9 protein-coding genes are annotated in these 17,221 nt (G+C 33.5%); all 9 read left to right on the top strand.

Going from position 1 to position 17,221, the window contains the following annotated elements; all coding sequences use genetic code 11:
- Positions 1–105 precede the first annotated feature (105 nt).
- Complete coding sequence (locus EV143_RS19915) at positions 106–3,120, top strand: tetratricopeptide repeat protein (RefSeq protein ID WP_133509684.1); 3,015 nt, start codon at positions 106–108, stop codon at positions 3,118–3,120.
- Between the two features lie 105 nt (positions 3,121–3,225).
- Positions 3,226–4,089, top strand: coding sequence for a PhzF family phenazine biosynthesis protein (locus tag EV143_RS19910; RefSeq protein WP_133509683.1), 864 nt, complete (start codon positions 3,226–3,228; stop codon positions 4,087–4,089).
- Between the two features lie 169 nt (positions 4,090–4,258).
- Positions 4,259–6,013, top strand: a complete 1,755-nt coding sequence (locus EV143_RS19900) for a TonB-dependent receptor (RefSeq protein ID WP_133509681.1) — start codon at positions 4,259–4,261, stop codon at positions 6,011–6,013.
- A 145-nt stretch (positions 6,014–6,158) separates the two neighbouring features.
- Positions 6,159–6,608, top strand: coding sequence for a hypothetical protein (locus EV143_RS19895; protein ID WP_133509680.1), 450 nt, complete (start codon positions 6,159–6,161; stop codon positions 6,606–6,608).
- A gap of 474 nt (positions 6,609–7,082) precedes the next feature.
- Positions 7,083–8,759: an asparagine synthase B gene (asnB, locus tag EV143_RS19890; protein ID WP_133509679.1), complete on the top strand. Its 1,677-nt coding sequence runs from the start codon at positions 7,083–7,085 to the stop codon at positions 8,757–8,759.
- A gap of 265 nt (positions 8,760–9,024) precedes the next feature.
- Positions 9,025–10,638 carry an asparagine synthase B gene (gene asnB, locus EV143_RS19885; protein WP_133509678.1) on the top strand — a complete coding sequence of 538 codons (1,614 nt, stop codon included), beginning with the start codon at positions 9,025–9,027 and terminating at the stop codon, positions 10,636–10,638.
- Positions 10,639–10,983: 345 nt separating this feature from the next.
- The gene (gene gyrB, locus EV143_RS19880; protein ID WP_133509677.1) at positions 10,984–12,924 is read left to right on the top strand and encodes a DNA topoisomerase (ATP-hydrolyzing) subunit B; all 1,941 of its coding nucleotides are present in this window, start codon (positions 10,984–10,986) and stop codon (positions 12,922–12,924) included.
- Between the two features lie 96 nt (positions 12,925–13,020).
- Positions 13,021–13,956 (top strand): malate dehydrogenase, encoded by a 936-nt coding sequence (gene mdh / locus EV143_RS19875; RefSeq protein ID WP_133509676.1) that lies wholly within the window; start codon positions 13,021–13,023, stop codon positions 13,954–13,956.
- A gap of 226 nt (positions 13,957–14,182) precedes the next feature.
- Entirely contained in the window at positions 14,183–17,158 is a 2,976-nt protein-coding gene (secDF, locus tag EV143_RS19870) for a protein translocase subunit SecDF (protein WP_133509675.1), read from the top strand.
- Positions 17,159–17,221 lie beyond the last annotated feature (63 nt).

Here is a 17,221-nt window from a genome sequence, read left to right as displayed (position 1 = left end):
TGCCGATAAATAACAACTATTAAATAATTTGTTCATAATAAATGCCAGAAACGTTTCGTTATAAACGGTATAAAATGATACATTTGAATACTAAATAAAATTAAAATGCGTAAACTTTCCTGGTTCTTTTTATTACCAATTGTCCTTATTTCGACCATAGTTTCGGCACAAAAATCAGCTATATATACTTACGATTTAAAAGATTTTGACAAAGCACTTGCTTTATATAATGATAAACAATATGCTTCGGCACAACATATTTTTGAGTATGTAAAAAATAACGCGACGACCGAAGAGGTTAAGTCAGATTGTGCGTATTATATCGCCAACTGCGCCATCAGAACCAATCAGGCAAATGCCGATGAGTTGATGGAAAAATTCGTAAGCGATTATCCCACAAGTACCAAACAAAATCAGGCTTATATAGAAGTCGCTCATTTTTTCTTCGAACAAGGCAATTATCCAAAAGCACTGCAATGGTTCGATAGAGTTGACGAAAGCTATATGAGCAAATCTGATTTGGATAAATTCAATTTCCAAAAAGGATATAGTTATTTCAATGCAAAGAAGAAAAAAGAAGCAACCACTTATTTCAATAAAGTTGTAAACTCGCCTGAATTTGGTTCTCAAGCCAAGTATTATCTAGGATTTATGGCTTATGAAGGTGATGATTATAAAGAGGCAACTAAATATTTTGATGAAGTTTCGGGCGAAGAAAAATACAAAGAAAAGCTTTCGTATTATCAGGCTGATATGAATTTTAAATTAGGGAATTTCCAGAAAGCAATTGATTTGGGACAAGTAGCAATGGCTAAATCAAATGCACTTGAGAAATCAGAACTGAATAAAATTATCGGAGAAAGTTATTTCAATTTAAAACAATATGGCAAAGCAATTCCGTTTTTAGAGCAATATGCAGGTAAAAAAGGAAAGTGGAACAATACTGATTTCTACCAGTTAGGATATGCGTATTATGAGCAAAAAGAATATGAAAAGGCTATTTCTCAATTTAATAAAATCATTGAAGGAAAAGATTTCGTAGCACAAAATGCATATTACCATTTAGGTTTAAGTTATTTAAATACAGGAAAAAAACAAGAAGCTTTGAATGCATTTAAAAATGCATCGGAAATGGATTTTAATGCACAAATTCAGGAAGATGCAGCTTTAAACTATGCTAAATTGAGTTATGAAATAGGAAATGCTTATCAAACCGTTCCGGGAATTTTACTTGATTTCCTGAAAAAATATCCGAACAATTCAAGCAGAGCCGAAGTTGAAAAACTATTAGTCGATTCTTATATTTCATCTAAAAATTATAAGGAAGCTTTGGTTTTATTAGAAAAAAACAGAACTCCTGAAAATAAATTAGCGTATCAAAAAGTACTTTTTTATAGAGGTTTAGAATTGTACACAGAATCGAATTATTCTGAAGCATTAAAAATGTTTAACGGTGCTGTCAAAGAACAAAAAAATCCAGAAGTCACAGCTCGTGCTACTTTCTGGAAAGCAGAATCTGAGTATGTTACAGATGATTTTCAATCAGCATTATTAAGCTACAAACAATTTGCAGGTTTAGCTGGAGCGAAAGCAACGGATGAATACAAAAACATCAATTATAATATTGGATATACCTATTTTAAACTAAAAGAATACGATCAGGCAGCCAATTCATTTCAGGCACAAATTGATAATGTAAAAGATGATAAAGTTCGTTTAAACGATTCGTATTTGCGTTTAGGAGATTGCAGATTTGTAAGTTCTAAATATGGCCCTGCGATGGAAGCATACGCAAAAGCCATAGAAGCAAAAGGCGTTGATGCTGATTATGCTCAATTCCAAAAAGCGATTTCTTATGGTTTTATGGGTAAAAACGATAAGAAAATTGATGAGCTGAATAATTTTCTTCAGATGTACAAAAAATCAGAATATCGTGATGATGTTTTATTTGAATTAGCGAATACTTATGTTGCAGATAAAAGGAACGATCAGGCGATTAAAACATACGATCAGTTAATTTCAGAATATAAAAACGGTTCGTTTACTTCAAAATCAATTTTAAGACAAGGTTTAATTTATTACAACTCAGATCGTGATGAACAAGCTTTGGTTAAATTCAAAAAAGTAGCGGCAGAATTCCCAAAAACTCCCGAAGCTTTAGAAGCAGTTTCTACAGCAAGATTAATTTATGTAGATTCAGGAAAAGTAGACGAATATGCCACTTGGGTTCGTACCTTAAACTTTGTTGCCGTAACCGATGCTGATTTAGATAATGATACTTACGAAGGCGCATTTAAACAATATAGCCAAAATAATAGTAAGGTAGCCATTACCGGTTTTACAGGTTATATTAGCAAATTTCCATCAGGAATTCACGCTCTTGAAACTAACTTTTATTTAGCGCAATTGCTTTACGCAGAAGGTTCAGAAAGCAAATCGGTAACAAATTATCAATATGTAATCGATCAGCCTAGAAATGAGTTCACAGAACAAGCACTAACAAGATTGTCTCAAATTTTCTTAAAAGCAAAAGATTGCGATAAATCGGTTCCGGTTTTAGTTCGTTTAGAAAATGAAGCTGATTTTCCTCAAAATAAAAGCTTTGCCCAGGCAAATTTGATGAAATGTTACTATGATAAAAAAGATTACAATAACTCAGTAATTTATGCTGATAAAGTACTGCAAAATCCTAAGGCCGACGCCAATGTAAAAGCAGATGCACAAATTATAGTGGCACGTGCTGCAATGCAAACAGGCGATGAAGATAAAGCAAAAGCAGCTTACGCTAAATTATCGGCAACATCTAAAGGAGAATTAGCAGCAGAAGCTTTGTATTACGATGCTTATTTTAAAACCAAAGAAGGCAAATTTGATGCATCGAATGTTGCGGTTCAAAAACTGGCTAAAAATTATTCGGGCTTTAAATATTACGGAGCTAAGAGTTTAGTTTTAATGGCCAAAAACTTCTACGGATTAAAAGACAGTTATCAGGCAACTTATATTTTAGATAACGTAATAAACAATTTTACAGATTATCCGGATGTAGTTGAAGAAGCGAAAACAGAATTGAGCGCTATTAAACTGGAAGAATCTAAAACAAATTCGTCAATTACTAAATAAATAAAAAGAGTAAAGAATAAAGAAAATAGAACATAGAGTGGAAAGCAAAGATTTGAAATCTATTTTCTTTTTTCTTTGCTCTATATTCTAAAAAAAGAAAAAGAAATGAATTTACCCTTTTATATAATTGATGTTTTTACAGATAAAAAATATGCCGGAAATCAGTTGGCAGTTTTTTTAGAAGCCGGAAATTTAAGTTCAGAAGAAATGCAAAAGATAGCGCGCGAAATTAATTTTGCAGAAAGCACTTTTGTTACCAAACTTGATAAAGAAAACAATAAGGCAGAAATTAAAATATTTACACCATCTCAGGAAATGCAGTTTGCAGGTCATCCAATAATTGGAACTTCATGGGTTTTGATGAATAAAGTATTTGATAATTCGCCTGAAAATATAACGTTGAATGTTCCAATTGGACCAATTTCAATTCATCAATCAGATGATTTGATTTGGTTAAAAGCGGCTCAGCCAAAATTTTGGGATACTTTTTCGAAAGAAGATTTTACATTCTTCAGTAATCTGAAAGTAGAAGATTTTGAAAATCAATTCCCAATTCAGGAAGTTTCTACCGGAAGCGCATTTGTGATGGTAGGGCTGAGTAATAAAAAAGCGTTGGAAAATTTGGTTTTAGACAAAGATAAAACTGATAAATGGTTGAAAAACAATTGCAAAACAGCTCACAGAGGTTTGTATTTCTACTATTTAGAAGGTTCAAAACTTTTCAGCAGAATGTTGTGTATCGAACATAATCAATTGGTCGAAGATGCAGCTACAGGAAGCGCAAGTACTTGTCTGCAGGCTTATCTTTTAAAAAATAATACTCCGCAAATTGATTTGATAAATTATCAGGGAGATTATATAAATCGTCCTTCTCAAATTCACTTTAAAGGAAAATTAACCGAAAACGAATTTGATATTAAAATAGGAGGAAAAGCCCAGTTTATTGCTAAAGGCGAATGGGAAGCTTAATTTAAGAGAATAGAATAAAGATTTTAGAGTAAAGAATAAAGATTTTAGAAAATAGAGTAAAGAATATAGAGAATAGAATAAAGAGAAAAGATTAGTAAACAAAGAATATAGATAAACTATAAAGTCTATTTTCTTTATTCTATCTTCTTTGTTCTCAAAAAAATAAAATATGAAAATTAATTTCCATAATAAGACTATCATTTTGATGTTGCTGTTTGTATCTCAGCTTTCATTTTCGCAAAAGAAAGAAGAAAGCATTGGTACTGAAACCGTAAATGTTGTTAAGCCGTATTCGCCAACTATATCAGACGCTTATAAAGTAAAAGAAACTCCGTCGCTTGACGATAAAGGAAACCAGGCCAAAGAAACCATAAAATACAGTATTTTATCAGTTCCTGTGGCGTCGACTTTTACGCCTTCGAAAGGAAATGCCGCAAGCGTTGACAAATCGAAACAGGAACGTTTGTTTAGCAATTATGCGACTTTAGGCGTTGGAAGTTATGGAACATTGAATGCAGAATTGTTTGTGACACAAGATTTAGGAAATAATGATTATGTTGCTGGAATGTTTCGTCATCACTCGTCGCAAGGCGGGATTAAAAATGTGCCTCTGAATGATGAGTTTTATGACACAGCATTGAATGTTGGTTACGGTCAAAACAATCGCGATATGTCATGGAATATTGATTTAGGATATCAAAATCAAATTTATAACTGGTACGGTTTGCCGGCTGATTTTGGGTTGACTTTACTTCCTGAAGAGCGTTTTGGTTTAATAGATGCTATTAATCCGAATCATTCTTACAACACTATTTCTTTGGGAGGAAATATAGATTTAAACGAAAGTATTTTTAGTAAAGTAGCTGCAAGATTTACACATTTTTCGGATAGTTTTTCTTCATCAGAAAATCGTTTTTATGTGAAACCAACTTTTAAAGTTGATGTTATGGATCAGTCCATAAATACCAATGTTATTGTAGATCACGTAAGCGGAAGTTTTAAAAATAATTACTTTGAAAATACCGGACAGCCAATAGATTACAGTCTTACCAATTTTGGAGTTGAACCAAGTTTTGTGGTAAACGAAAATGACTGGACTCTGGAATTAGGAGCAGGATTATACTATGGTTTAGATTCAGAAAACAGCGGAAATAAATTTTATATTTATCCAAAAGTAAATGCTTCGTATAAGTTAGTAGGTGATTTGATGATTTTTTACACAGGAGTAAATGGTAGTTTAAATCAAAACTCTTATGCTGATTTTGTAACTGAAAATCCGTTTTTATCTCCAACTTTAAACATGAGACCAAGCAGCACTCAATACAATGTATTTGCTGGTCTAAAAGGTAAATTAGCGAATAATATCAATTATAACCTGACTGGTTCGTATTTGAATGAGAAAGATAAAGCTTTGTTTAAAAGCAATGATTATACAGAAGATATTTCTAATGAAAATTATGCTTTCGGAAACTCTTTTGGAGTTGTATATGAAGACATCAGAACGTTTCGTTTTTACGGAGAATTAAAAGCTGATTTTTCTGAAAATGTTAGTTTTGGAATCAACGGAACTTTTAATAGTTACAAAACAGATGGAGACGTAGAAGCCTGGAATCTACCAACGATAAAATTGAGTTCAAACCTTGATGTAAACATTACTAAACAATGGTATGCTGGTTTAAATGTGTTTTATGTTGGAGAACGTAAAGACATGCAAACAAATTTAGATATTAATGCTTTTGGAACGCCGGTTACTTTAAAAAGCTATTTTGATGCAAACGCACATTTAGGATACAAATTCAGCGAACGTTTGACTTTCTTCGTAAAATTAAATAATATCGGAAATCAGGCTTACGAAAAATGGTTGAATTATCCTGTACAAGGATTCCAGGTTTTAGGCGGGGCTAATTATAAATTCGATTTTTAAATTTATTTAGCCACTAAGGCACTAAGTTTTTTTATCCAAGTTTTAAAGCCACAAATTCACGAATTTATATTAATCTAATTCGTGAATTTGTGGCTTGGTTTTTTTTACGATCTTTGCGACTTAGCGCCTTTTTGGCAGACAGCTTATGGAATTCAAACAAAAAATACATTCTCATTATTTACAAATGGTTCAGGACCGAATAGATGTTTTTAGAGACATGATTTCGGCTTTGACCGAAGATTCTAAAAATGACGCCAAAGGTTCAGCGGGCGATAAACATGAAACCGCATTATCGATGATGCATATCGAACAGGAAAAACTTACCAATAAACTAAAAGAAGCCATAACTCAAAAAGCTATTTTAGATAAAATTGATGCCTCAAAAACAACCGAAAATATCATTTCAGGAAGTTTGGTAAAGGCAAACGGAATTCATTTATATTTGAGCGTGGCGTTGCCCAAAATCACAATAGATGGTGTAAATGTTATTGCGCTTTCTCCACAATCTCCTTTGGGATCTCATTTAATGGGGAATAAAGTGGGGTTTCAATTTGAAATTAATAAGACGCATTATACTATTGAAAGTGTTGAATAACTTTCTATTTCGTTTAGTCAAATGTAATAGACTTATCAGGTTTTTAAAACCTGTTAGGTCTCTCCTGATCTAAGTTTTTATGTCATTTCGAGGAACGAGAAATCACATCCAGAGAGAAACGAACCGTGAATCCGTAATGTGATTTCTCGTTCCTCGAAATGACACGATTGAGGAAAACAATAATTTTTGAACAGCTTTTCTTTCTCTCATTATGAATCTTTCAACGATTCTAAAATATTTCAAAATTTAATTCAAAGATCTCTCAAAACCCTTGTGCTTTATCACTTGTTTAAGCTCAAAATTAAAATTTTCAAGTTGAGAGCTTTATTTTGTGCTAAAATTTTACATTTTATATGTAAAAATAAAATTATGGTTATAAATTGTAATCGAAATAAGGATTTGTGTTTTTCGATTATAACCATTAACGCATCTTTGCCCTATCAAAATAAAATTTAAAAATAAAAATATATAGTTATGTGTGGAATCGTATGTGCCTTTGATCTAAAACAAAAAGCTGAAGCATTAAGACCTCAAGTATTAGAAATGTCTAAAATCATTCGTCACCGTGGACCGGACTGGAGCGGAATTTACAGCAATGAAAAAGCAATTCTGTCTCACGAGCGTTTGGCAATTGTAGATCCGGCTTCAGGAAAGCAACCTTTATTTACAGAAGATAAAAAATTGGTTTTGGCTGCAAACGGTGAAATTTATAACCACAGAGAATTGCGTAAACAATTTGAAGGAAAATATAACTTTCAGACTGAAAGTGACTGCGAAGTTATCCTGGCGCTTTACAAAGAAAAAGGTCCTCATTTTGTGGATGAAATGAACGGAATCTTCGGATTTGCGATTTATGATGTAGACAAAGATGAGTATTTTATTGCTCGTGATCACATGGGAATTATTCCACTTTACATTGGTTGGGATCAGCACGGAACTTTTTATGTAGCTTCAGAATTGAAAGCTTTAGAAGGATATTGTACAAAAATTCAATTGTTTCCTCCGGGACATTACATGACAAGTAAAGATGGTGAATTTGTACAATGGTACAAAAGAGACTGGGTTGATTATGATGCAGTAAAAGATAACGAAACAAGTATTCCTGCTATTAAGGAAGCGCTTGAAGCAGCGGTTCACAGACAATTAATGAGTGATGTTCCTTACGGAGTTTTACTTTCAGGAGGTTTAGATTCATCTATTACTTCGGCTGTAGCCAAAAAATTTGCACAAAAACGTATTGAATCTGATGATACTACAGATGCCTGGTATCCGCAATTGCACTCGTTTTCAGTAGGATTAGATGGTTCTCCTGATTTAGCAGCTGCTCAGATTGTAGCAAAGCATATCGGAACAATTCACCATGAAATTAAATTCACTATTCAGGAAGGTTTAGATGCTGTTCGTGATGTAATTTATAACCTGGAAACGTATGATGTAACTACGGTTAGAGCCTCAACACCAATGTGGTTAATGGCGAGAGTTATTAAATCTATGGGAATTAAAATGGTGCTGTCAGGAGAAGGCGCTGATGAATTATTCGGAGGATATTTATACTTTCATAAAGCACCAAACGCAAGAGAATTTCACGAAGAAAATGTTCGTAAATTAAGTAAACTTCACATGTACGATTGTTTACGTGCGAACAAAAGTTTAGCAGCGTGGGGAATTGAAGGTCGCGTTCCGTTTTTAGATAAAGAATTTATGGATGTTGCCATGCGCATCAACCCACAAGATAAAATGATCAACAAAGAACACCCAATGGAAAAATGGGTAGTTCGTAAAGCTTTTGAAGATATGTTGCCAGAAAGTGTAGCATGGAGACAAAAAGAACAATTTTCTGATGGAGTAGGATACAGCTGGATTGATACTTTGAAAGAAGTGGTAGGAAAAGAAGTTTCAGATGAACAATTGGCAAATGCGAAATATAAATTCCCATTACAAACACCAACTTCTAAAGAAGAATATTACTATCGTTCTATCTTCGCAGAACATTTCCCAAGTGATGCTGCGGCTCTATGTGTGCCTCAGGAAGCAAGTGTTGCTTGTAGTACAAAAATCGCTTTGGAGTGGGATGAAGCTTTTAAAAACATGAACGATCCTTCAGGTAGAGCAGTTGCAAGCGTTCACGATGATGCCTACGTAAAAGCTTAAACTTAGTTAATTAAATATTTTAGTTATTAGAAAAACGTTCTCAGTCAGTTCTGGGAGCGTTTTTCTTGTCTTAAAATGTTAATTTGTGATATTTCAATTACTTGAAGATAATTATTACTAATTATTTAACTTTCTTTTTTATATTTGACATTCCCCAATCAAATGTTTTAAAATTAGTTCAGCTAGATATAAATATCATTCAATAGTTGTAATTACTGCTTTGGAAAATATTTAGAAATAAAATTAAGAAATAAAAAAGAATAGTATGTCTGGTATATTGGCCGTTATCGGTAAAGGAAAAGACCCACAGCTCGTAAAAGAACTTTCTAAAAGAATGTCTCATCGAGGTCCTGATGAAAGTGATTTTCATATTATGAAAAATGGCAGTATAATTTGTCATGAGAGCCTGTCTATTATTGATTTGAAATCGGGGAAGCAGCCTATTCAGGGAACTAAAGATGCCTGGATGGTGCATGATGGTGAAATTTATAACTATCAGGAATTAAAAGACGGAATTTTAAAACACCATACTTTCAGAACAAAATCTGATTCAGAAGTCATTGTACATTTATACGAAGAATTTGGACGTGATTTTTGTAATAAATTAGATGGCGACTGGGCTTTTGTAATTGTAGACGGAGACGATTATATTGCAGGAAGAGACCCAATGGGTGTAAAACCGTTGTACTATGGTTTAGATGAAAGGGGAAGAATTTATTTTTCTTCAGAAATGAAACCTATTGCAGATCAATGCAAAACATTTTCGACATTTCCTCCTGGACATTATTATACACCAAAAAATGGTTTTGTAAAGTATTATCAACCAGAATATGAAGATTACGAAAATGCAGTTCAGGATCTTGATTTGTCTTTGATAAGAGGAAGTCTCACAGAAGCAGTTCGTAAACGTTTAATGAGCGAAGTGCCAATTGGAGTTTTGCTTTCAGGAGGTTTAGATTCATCTTTGATTGCTGCAATCGCTACCCGATTTGCAGATAGCGGTAAAAAACTGCAATCATTTTCAATTGGTTTAAATGCTGATGCGCCAGACGCAAAAGCAGCCAGAAAAGCAGCTGAATTTTTAGGAACAGAACATCACGAAATTCATTTTTCGGTTGAAGAAGGAATAAAACTTCTTGAAAAAATAATCTGGCATATAGAAACTTACGACATCATTTCTGTAAGAGCAAGTGTGCCAATGTATTTATTATCTAAGGTTATAGCTGAAAAAGGTGTAAAAGCCATTCTTTCAGGAGAAGGCGCCGATGAGATTTTTGGAGGACATTTGTATTTTAGAAATGCACCATCAACAGAAGAATTTCAAAAAGAAAGTATCGAAAGAGTTCAAAAGTTATTTACCGCAGATTTACTACGTGCAGATAAATCAACAATGGCAAATGGTATAGAAACCAGAATTCCGTTTTTAGACAAAAATTTTCTCGATGTGACCATGTTGATCAGACCTCAGGAAAGACAGCCAAAAACATACGACGGAGTTGAAAAATATATTTTAAGAAAAGCATTTGATACACCGGAAGATCCGTATTTGCCTCATGAAATTTTATGGCGCCAGAAAGAACAATTTTCTGATGGAGTAGGGTATAGCTGGATTGATGAATTAATTGAATATTGTGCTACTCAGGTATCAGATGAGCAATTAGCGGGTGCTGCGGCAGAATTTCCATACAATTCGCCAACAACGAAAGAAGCGTATTTATACAGATCAATTTTTCATAAATATTACCCACAGGTCAGTGCGGCACAAACCGTTCGTAAATGGATTCCGAAATGGCAGGAAAATCAAGATCCAAGCGGACGAGCAAATGCAGCTCACTTACAAGGAAACTTTGAAAGTGTTAAATCCGGCGTAACCGTTTAGAAATAAATTCCAAAATTCCAATATAGAAATTCCAAATTGGGGTTAAATAATAAAAATCCGAAACTACATGTATGAATGTCGGTTTCGGATTTTTATTATTTAAAATAAACCATATAGATTTGGGATTTTCAAAAATTGGAATTTAGTTTTTTTTATATTATTCCTGTTTTGGAATTTGGAATTTAAAAAATTAGAATTTTAAATCGATTGTTCTATTTTTTATTGACTTTTTTTGATAATATGTTAATAACTTACAAGCTTTAAATGGGATTTTAACGGATATATAATTTGCGTTTTTATATATTTGCGTGTTAGACACTAATTACATTTTTTAGAATAAATTATATGAGCGAAGAAATCAAGAAGAACAATTATTCAGCAGATAGTATTCAGGCATTAGAAGGAATGGAGCACGTAAGAATGCGTCCATCGATGTATATTGGAGATGTGGGGGTTCGAGGGCTACATCATTTGGTTTATGAGGTTGTTGATAACTCTATTGATGAGGCGATGGGAGGACATTGTGATACTATTGGTGTTGCAATTAACGAAGACGGTTCGGTAACAGTTGAAGATAACGGTCGTGGTATTCCAGTTGATTTACATAAAAAAGAAGGAGTTTCAGCACTTGAGGTTGTAATGACTAAAATTGGTGCCGGAGGTAAATTTGATAAAGATTCTTATAAAGTTTCAGGAGGTTTACACGGGGTTGGAGTTTCTGTAGTAAATGCACTTTCTATTCATATGAAATCTACGGTTTTCAGAGACGGAAAAATTTACGAGCAAGAATACGAAAGAGGTAAAGCAATGTATCCGGTTAAACAAATCGGAGAAACAGATAAAAGAGGTACACGCCAGACTTTTTACCCGGACGATACTATCTTTACTCAGACTACTGAGTTTTCTTATGATACTTTATCAGCACGTATGCGTGAGCTTTCTTTCTTAAATAAAGGAATCACAATTACCTTTACTGACAAAAGAGAAGTTGATGACAAAGGTGAATTTAAAGTTGAAGTTTTTCATTCTGATGAAGGTCTAAAAGAATACATTCGCTACTTAGATGGTAACCGTGAGCCAATTATTTCTCACGTTATCAGCATGGATAACGAAAAAGGAGAAATTCCGGTTGAAGTTGCCTTGATTTATAATACAAGTTATACAGAGAATATTTTCTCTTATGTAAATAATATTAATACTCACGAAGGAGGAACGCATTTACAAGGTTTTAGAAGTGGTTTGACAAGAACACTTAAGAAATATGCAGATGCCTCTGGAATGTTGGATAAATTGAAATTCGAAATTGCGGGAGATGACTTCCGTGAAGGATTAACAGCTATTATTTCGGTAAAAGTTGCAGAACCACAATTCGAAGGTCAGACAAAAACAAAATTAGGGAACAGAGAAGTTGTTTCTCCGGTTTCTCAGGCAGTTGGAGAAATGTTAGAAAATTATTTGGAAGAAAATCCAAATGATGCCCGTATCATTATTCAAAAAGTAATTTTAGCTGCTCAGGCTCGTCACGCTGCGAAAAAAGCACGTGAAATGGTACAGCGTAAAACCGTTATGGGTGGCGGTGGATTGCCAGGAAAACTTTCAGATTGTTCTGAGCAGGATCCTGCAAGATGTGAAGTTTACCTTGTCGAGGGAGATTCGGCTGGTGGAACAGCAAAACAAGGTCGTGACCGTGCATTTCAGGCGATTTTACCATTACGTGGTAAGATTTTGAATGTGGAGAAAGCGATGCACCATAAAGTATTCGAAAACGAAGAGATTCGTAACATCTTTACTGCTTTAGGAGTTACCGTTGGTACTGCAGAAGACAGTAAAGCATTAAATCTTGAAAAATTAAGATATCATAAGGTAATCATCATGTGTGATGCCGATGTCGATGGTAGTCACATTTCTACCTTAATATTAACGTTCTTCTTCCGTTTCATGAAAGAATTGATCGAAGAAGGTCACGTATACATTGCTGCACCACCTTTATATTTAGTTAAAAAAGGAAATAAAAAGGAATATGCATGGAATGACGTTCAACGCGATCAGGCGAATGAGAGAATGGGAGGAAGTGCTGCTATTCAACGTTATAAAGGTCTTGGAGAGATGAACGCGGAGCAATTATGGGAAACCACGATGGATCCAAGTTTCAGAACTTTACGTCAGGTAACAATCGATAGTTTAGCTGAAGCCGACAGAGTTTTTTCAATGTTGATGGGAGATGAAGTACCGCCACGTAGAGAATTTATTGAGAAAAATGCAGTTTACGCAAATATTGACGCTTAAAAGGTTTCGTTGTTTATTTGTTTAACCGTTTAATCGATTAACCAAATAAACGATTAAACAAATAAACATAAAAAAATAACCGATAAAGTATAAAATATGAAAGTTACCATTGTAGGAGCAGGAAATGTTGGAGCTACATGCGCAGATGTTATTTCTTATAGAGGAATTGCAAGCGAAGTAGTGTTGTTGGATATTAAAGAAGGTTTTGCCGAAGGGAAAGCATTAGATATTATGCAATGTGCCACAAATACGGGGTTTAATACCAAAGTATCTGGCGTAACCAACGATTATTCAAAAACTGCCGGAAGTGATGTAGTGGTTATTACGTCAGGAATTCCGAGAAAACCGGGAATGACTCGTGAAGAATTAATTGGTATAAATGCAGGAATTGTAAAAACAGTTGCTGAAAATGTATTAAAATTTTCACCGGATACCATAATAGTTGTAGTTTCTAATCCTATGGATACTATGACCTATTTAGCTTTAAAATCGACAGGAGTGCCAAAAAACAGAATTATTGGTATGGGTGGGGCGTTAGACAGTTCTCGTTTTAGAACTTATTTGTCTTTAGCTTTAGATAAACCTGCAAATGATATCTCTGCAATGGTAATTGGAGGTCACGGTGATACCACTATGATTCCGTTAACGCGTTTAGCATCTTATAACGGAATTCCGGTTACTGAATTCCTTTCAGAAGAAGAATTACAAAAAGTAGCTGCTGATACAATGGTAGGAGGAGCAACACTTACAGGTCTTTTAGGAACCTCTGCATGGTACGCACCAGGAGCTTCTGTTGCATATTTAGTAGATAGCATTTTAAATGACCAAAAGAAAATGATTGCTTGTTCTGTTTTTGTAGAAGGAGAATATGGTCAAAACGATATATGTATTGGAGTACCTTGTATAATTGGTAAAAACGGAGTAGAAGAAATTTTAGATATTCAGTTAAACGACCAGGAGAAGGCTTTGTTTGCTAAAAGTGCAGATGCAGTTAGAGGTATGAATGACGCTCTAAAATCGATTTTAGTATAATAAAAATGATAAAAAAAGGAGAAGGCTGCACTTTTGCAGTCTTTTTTTTGAGATTAATTAATAAATAAATTGGTTAATCTTTTCGTTAATTATATATTTGCTCGATTTAAAAAAAATGTGGTAACTCGTGATTTAGTTTTTTAGTTTAAAAAAATGATGTCAGGGCTTATTTTATGGGACTTTAAAACAAAAACAAACAATAAAACATAATTAATTTTTAGTAATAATGCAGAATAAAGGACTTATTAAATTTTTCGCAATTCTATTTGCATTGGTAAGTATTTACCAACTTTCGTTCACTTATGTGGCAAGTAATGTCAAAAGTGAAGCTAAAGCTTTTGCAGGAGATAATCCTGATAAAGAGCTAAAATATTTAGATTCTATTGGTAAAGAAAAAGTTGTAAACCTTGGATTTACGGATTTTACTTATAACGAAGTAAAAAACAAACAAATCAATAAAGGTCTTGACTTAGAAGGAGGAATCAACGTTATTCTTCAAATTTCTATTAAAGACGTTTTAAAAGGATTAGCAAACAATTCTAAAGATCCGATTTTTAATAAATCTTTAGCTGATGCGACTGCAAATTTAGAAGGAAATAAAACTTATTTAGATAAGTTTTTTGAAGCTTTTGATGCAAATTCAAATGGAACTAAAAAATTAGCATCTCCAGAAATTTTTGCTAACAGAAACTTACAAGGAGAAGGTGGAATCGCTTTTGAAATGACTGATGCGCAAGCACAAAGAGTAATTAGAAAAAAAGTTGATGAGTCTATCGAAAGTGCTTACAAAGTATTAAGAGAGCGTATTGATAAATTTGGAGTAACACAACCAAACATTCAAAAATTAGGTGCTTCTTCAGGAAGAATTTTAGTTGAACTTCCTGGTGCTAAAGATGTAGACAGAATTAAAAAATTATTAGGTGGAAAAGCTCAATTAGAGTTCTGGGAAACTTATAAAATGGAAGAAATCGGGAACTTTTTAGTTGCTGCAAACGAAGCATTAAAAAAGACTGAAATCAAAACAACTGAAACTAAAACTGTTGCTAATGATTCATTGAATGCTTTATTAACTGATACTAAAGATTCTACTGAAGCTAAAAAAGGAAACAATCCATTATTTGACAAAATTTTAGGTCAAGGTGGCGGACCAGTTTTAGGTTACTTCGCACCAAAAGATACTGCTGTTGTAAATTCATACTTAAAAAGAGCAGATATCAGAGTTTTATTAGCTGCTGATCAACATTATGCAAAATTTGTTTGGAGTAAACCAACTACTATCAAAGATGCAAAACAAAAAGATATTGAAGTTGTTGAATTATATGCTTTAAAAGGAAACAGAGACAATGTACCAGCTATGAATGGTGGTCTTGTAACTGATGCAAAAGATACATTTGACCAAATGGGTAAACCAGCTGTTTCTATGCAAATGAACAGTCAGGGAGCTAAAGTTTGGGAAGAATTAACAGGAAGAGCTTTTTCTCAAAAAAGTTATATCGCTATTGTTTTAGATAATATCGTATATTCTGCTCCTGGAGTTACTAGTGGTCCAATCGCAGGAGGAAGATCTGAAATTACAGGTTCTTTTGATGTTGCTGAAACTAAGGATTTAGCTAACGTATTAAACGCAGGTAAATTACCGGCTTCTGCAGATATTATTCAGTCAACAGTTGTAGGACCATCTTTAGGTCAGGCTGCAATTGATGCAGGAACAATTTCATCTGTATTAGGATTTTTATTAGTTTGTTTATGGATGGTATTCTATTATGGTAAAGCTGGTTTATATGCTAATCTTGCTTTATTATTAAACTTACTTTTCTTATTCGGAATTATGGCAAGTTTTGGTTTTGTATTAACATTACCAGGTATTGCAGGTATCGTACTTACATTAGGTACTGCGGTAGATGCGAACATTATTATATTTGAAAGAGCGAAAGAGGAATTGCGTGAAGGTAAATCATTATCTGAAGCAGTTGCTACATCTTACGGATGGCACGGAGCAATGCGTTCTATCATTGATGCGAACGTAACACACGTTTTAACTGGAGCAATCTTGTTTATCTTTGGAACAGGACCAATCAAAGGTTTTGCTTTAACTTTATTAATTGGTATCGTAACTTCAATGTTTACATCAATTTTTATCGCTAGAATCTTTATTGATAGAAATATTGCAAGAAAAGCTGATTTGACTTTCTCTACAAATATTACTAAAAACTGGTTTACTAATTTCCACTTTGACTTTATTAAAATTAAAAAATTCACTTACATCTTCTCTTCTATTGTAGTTGTAGTAAGTTTAATTTCTATCTTCTTCGTTAACGGATTAGATCAGGGTGTTGATTTTGTTGGAGGAAGAACTTTCCAGGTTAAATTTGAAAAACCAGTTGATGCAACTGTAGTTTCAGATGAATTATCTGCTGCTTTCGGAACTCCTGTTGAGGCTAAAATTTTAGGTGATGATGATCAATTGAAAATCACAACTAAATACAAAATCCAAGAAGATGGAGTAGCGGTTGATGAAGAAGTAAATCAAAAATTATATGCTGCGTTAAAGAAATATTATCCTAATACTTCTTATAACAAATTCACCAATACTTATGATGGTAAGAAAGTTGGAGTTTTACAGGCTTCTAAAGTTGGAGCTTCTATTTCTGAAGATATCAAAACAAATTCATACTGGGCAGTTCTTGGTGCTATGGCAGCAATTTTCTTATACTTAATGGTATCTTTCCGTAAATGGCAATATTCATTAGGTGCGATCGCCGCTGTTGCGCATGACGTAATCTTCGTATTAGGAATTTACTCTTTATGTTATAAATTCATGCCATTCCACATGGAAATGGATCAACACTTTATCGCTGCAATTCTTACTGTAATTGGTTACTCAATGAACGATACTGTAATTGTATTTGATAGAATTAGAGAATTTATTATCGGAAACCGTAAAGGTAGTTTCGAAGATATCGTAAATGCTTCTATTAATACTACATTGTCAAGAACGTTGAATACTTCATTAATGATGATCATTGTATTGTTAACAATGTTTATCTTCGGTGGAGAATCGATTAGAGGATTTATCTTTGCGATGTTGGTTGGTATTGTTGTAGGTACTTATTCTTCATTATTTATCGCTACGCCAGTATTGGTTGACACGATTTCTAAAGATGATAAACATACAATCGAAGACAAGCACAATAAAGCATAATTATTTGCTTCAACATATTTAATTAAAAAGATCCGGTATTCGCCGGATCTTTTTTTGTGCTAT

Origin of the sequence: Flavobacterium chryseum, assembly GCF_004362015.1 — a bacterium.
Lineage (GTDB): Bacteria > Bacteroidota > Bacteroidia > Flavobacteriales > Flavobacteriaceae > Flavobacterium.
The sequence above is the reverse complement of the archived record's forward strand: the minus strand, read 5'-3'. Positions and strand labels throughout refer to the sequence as shown.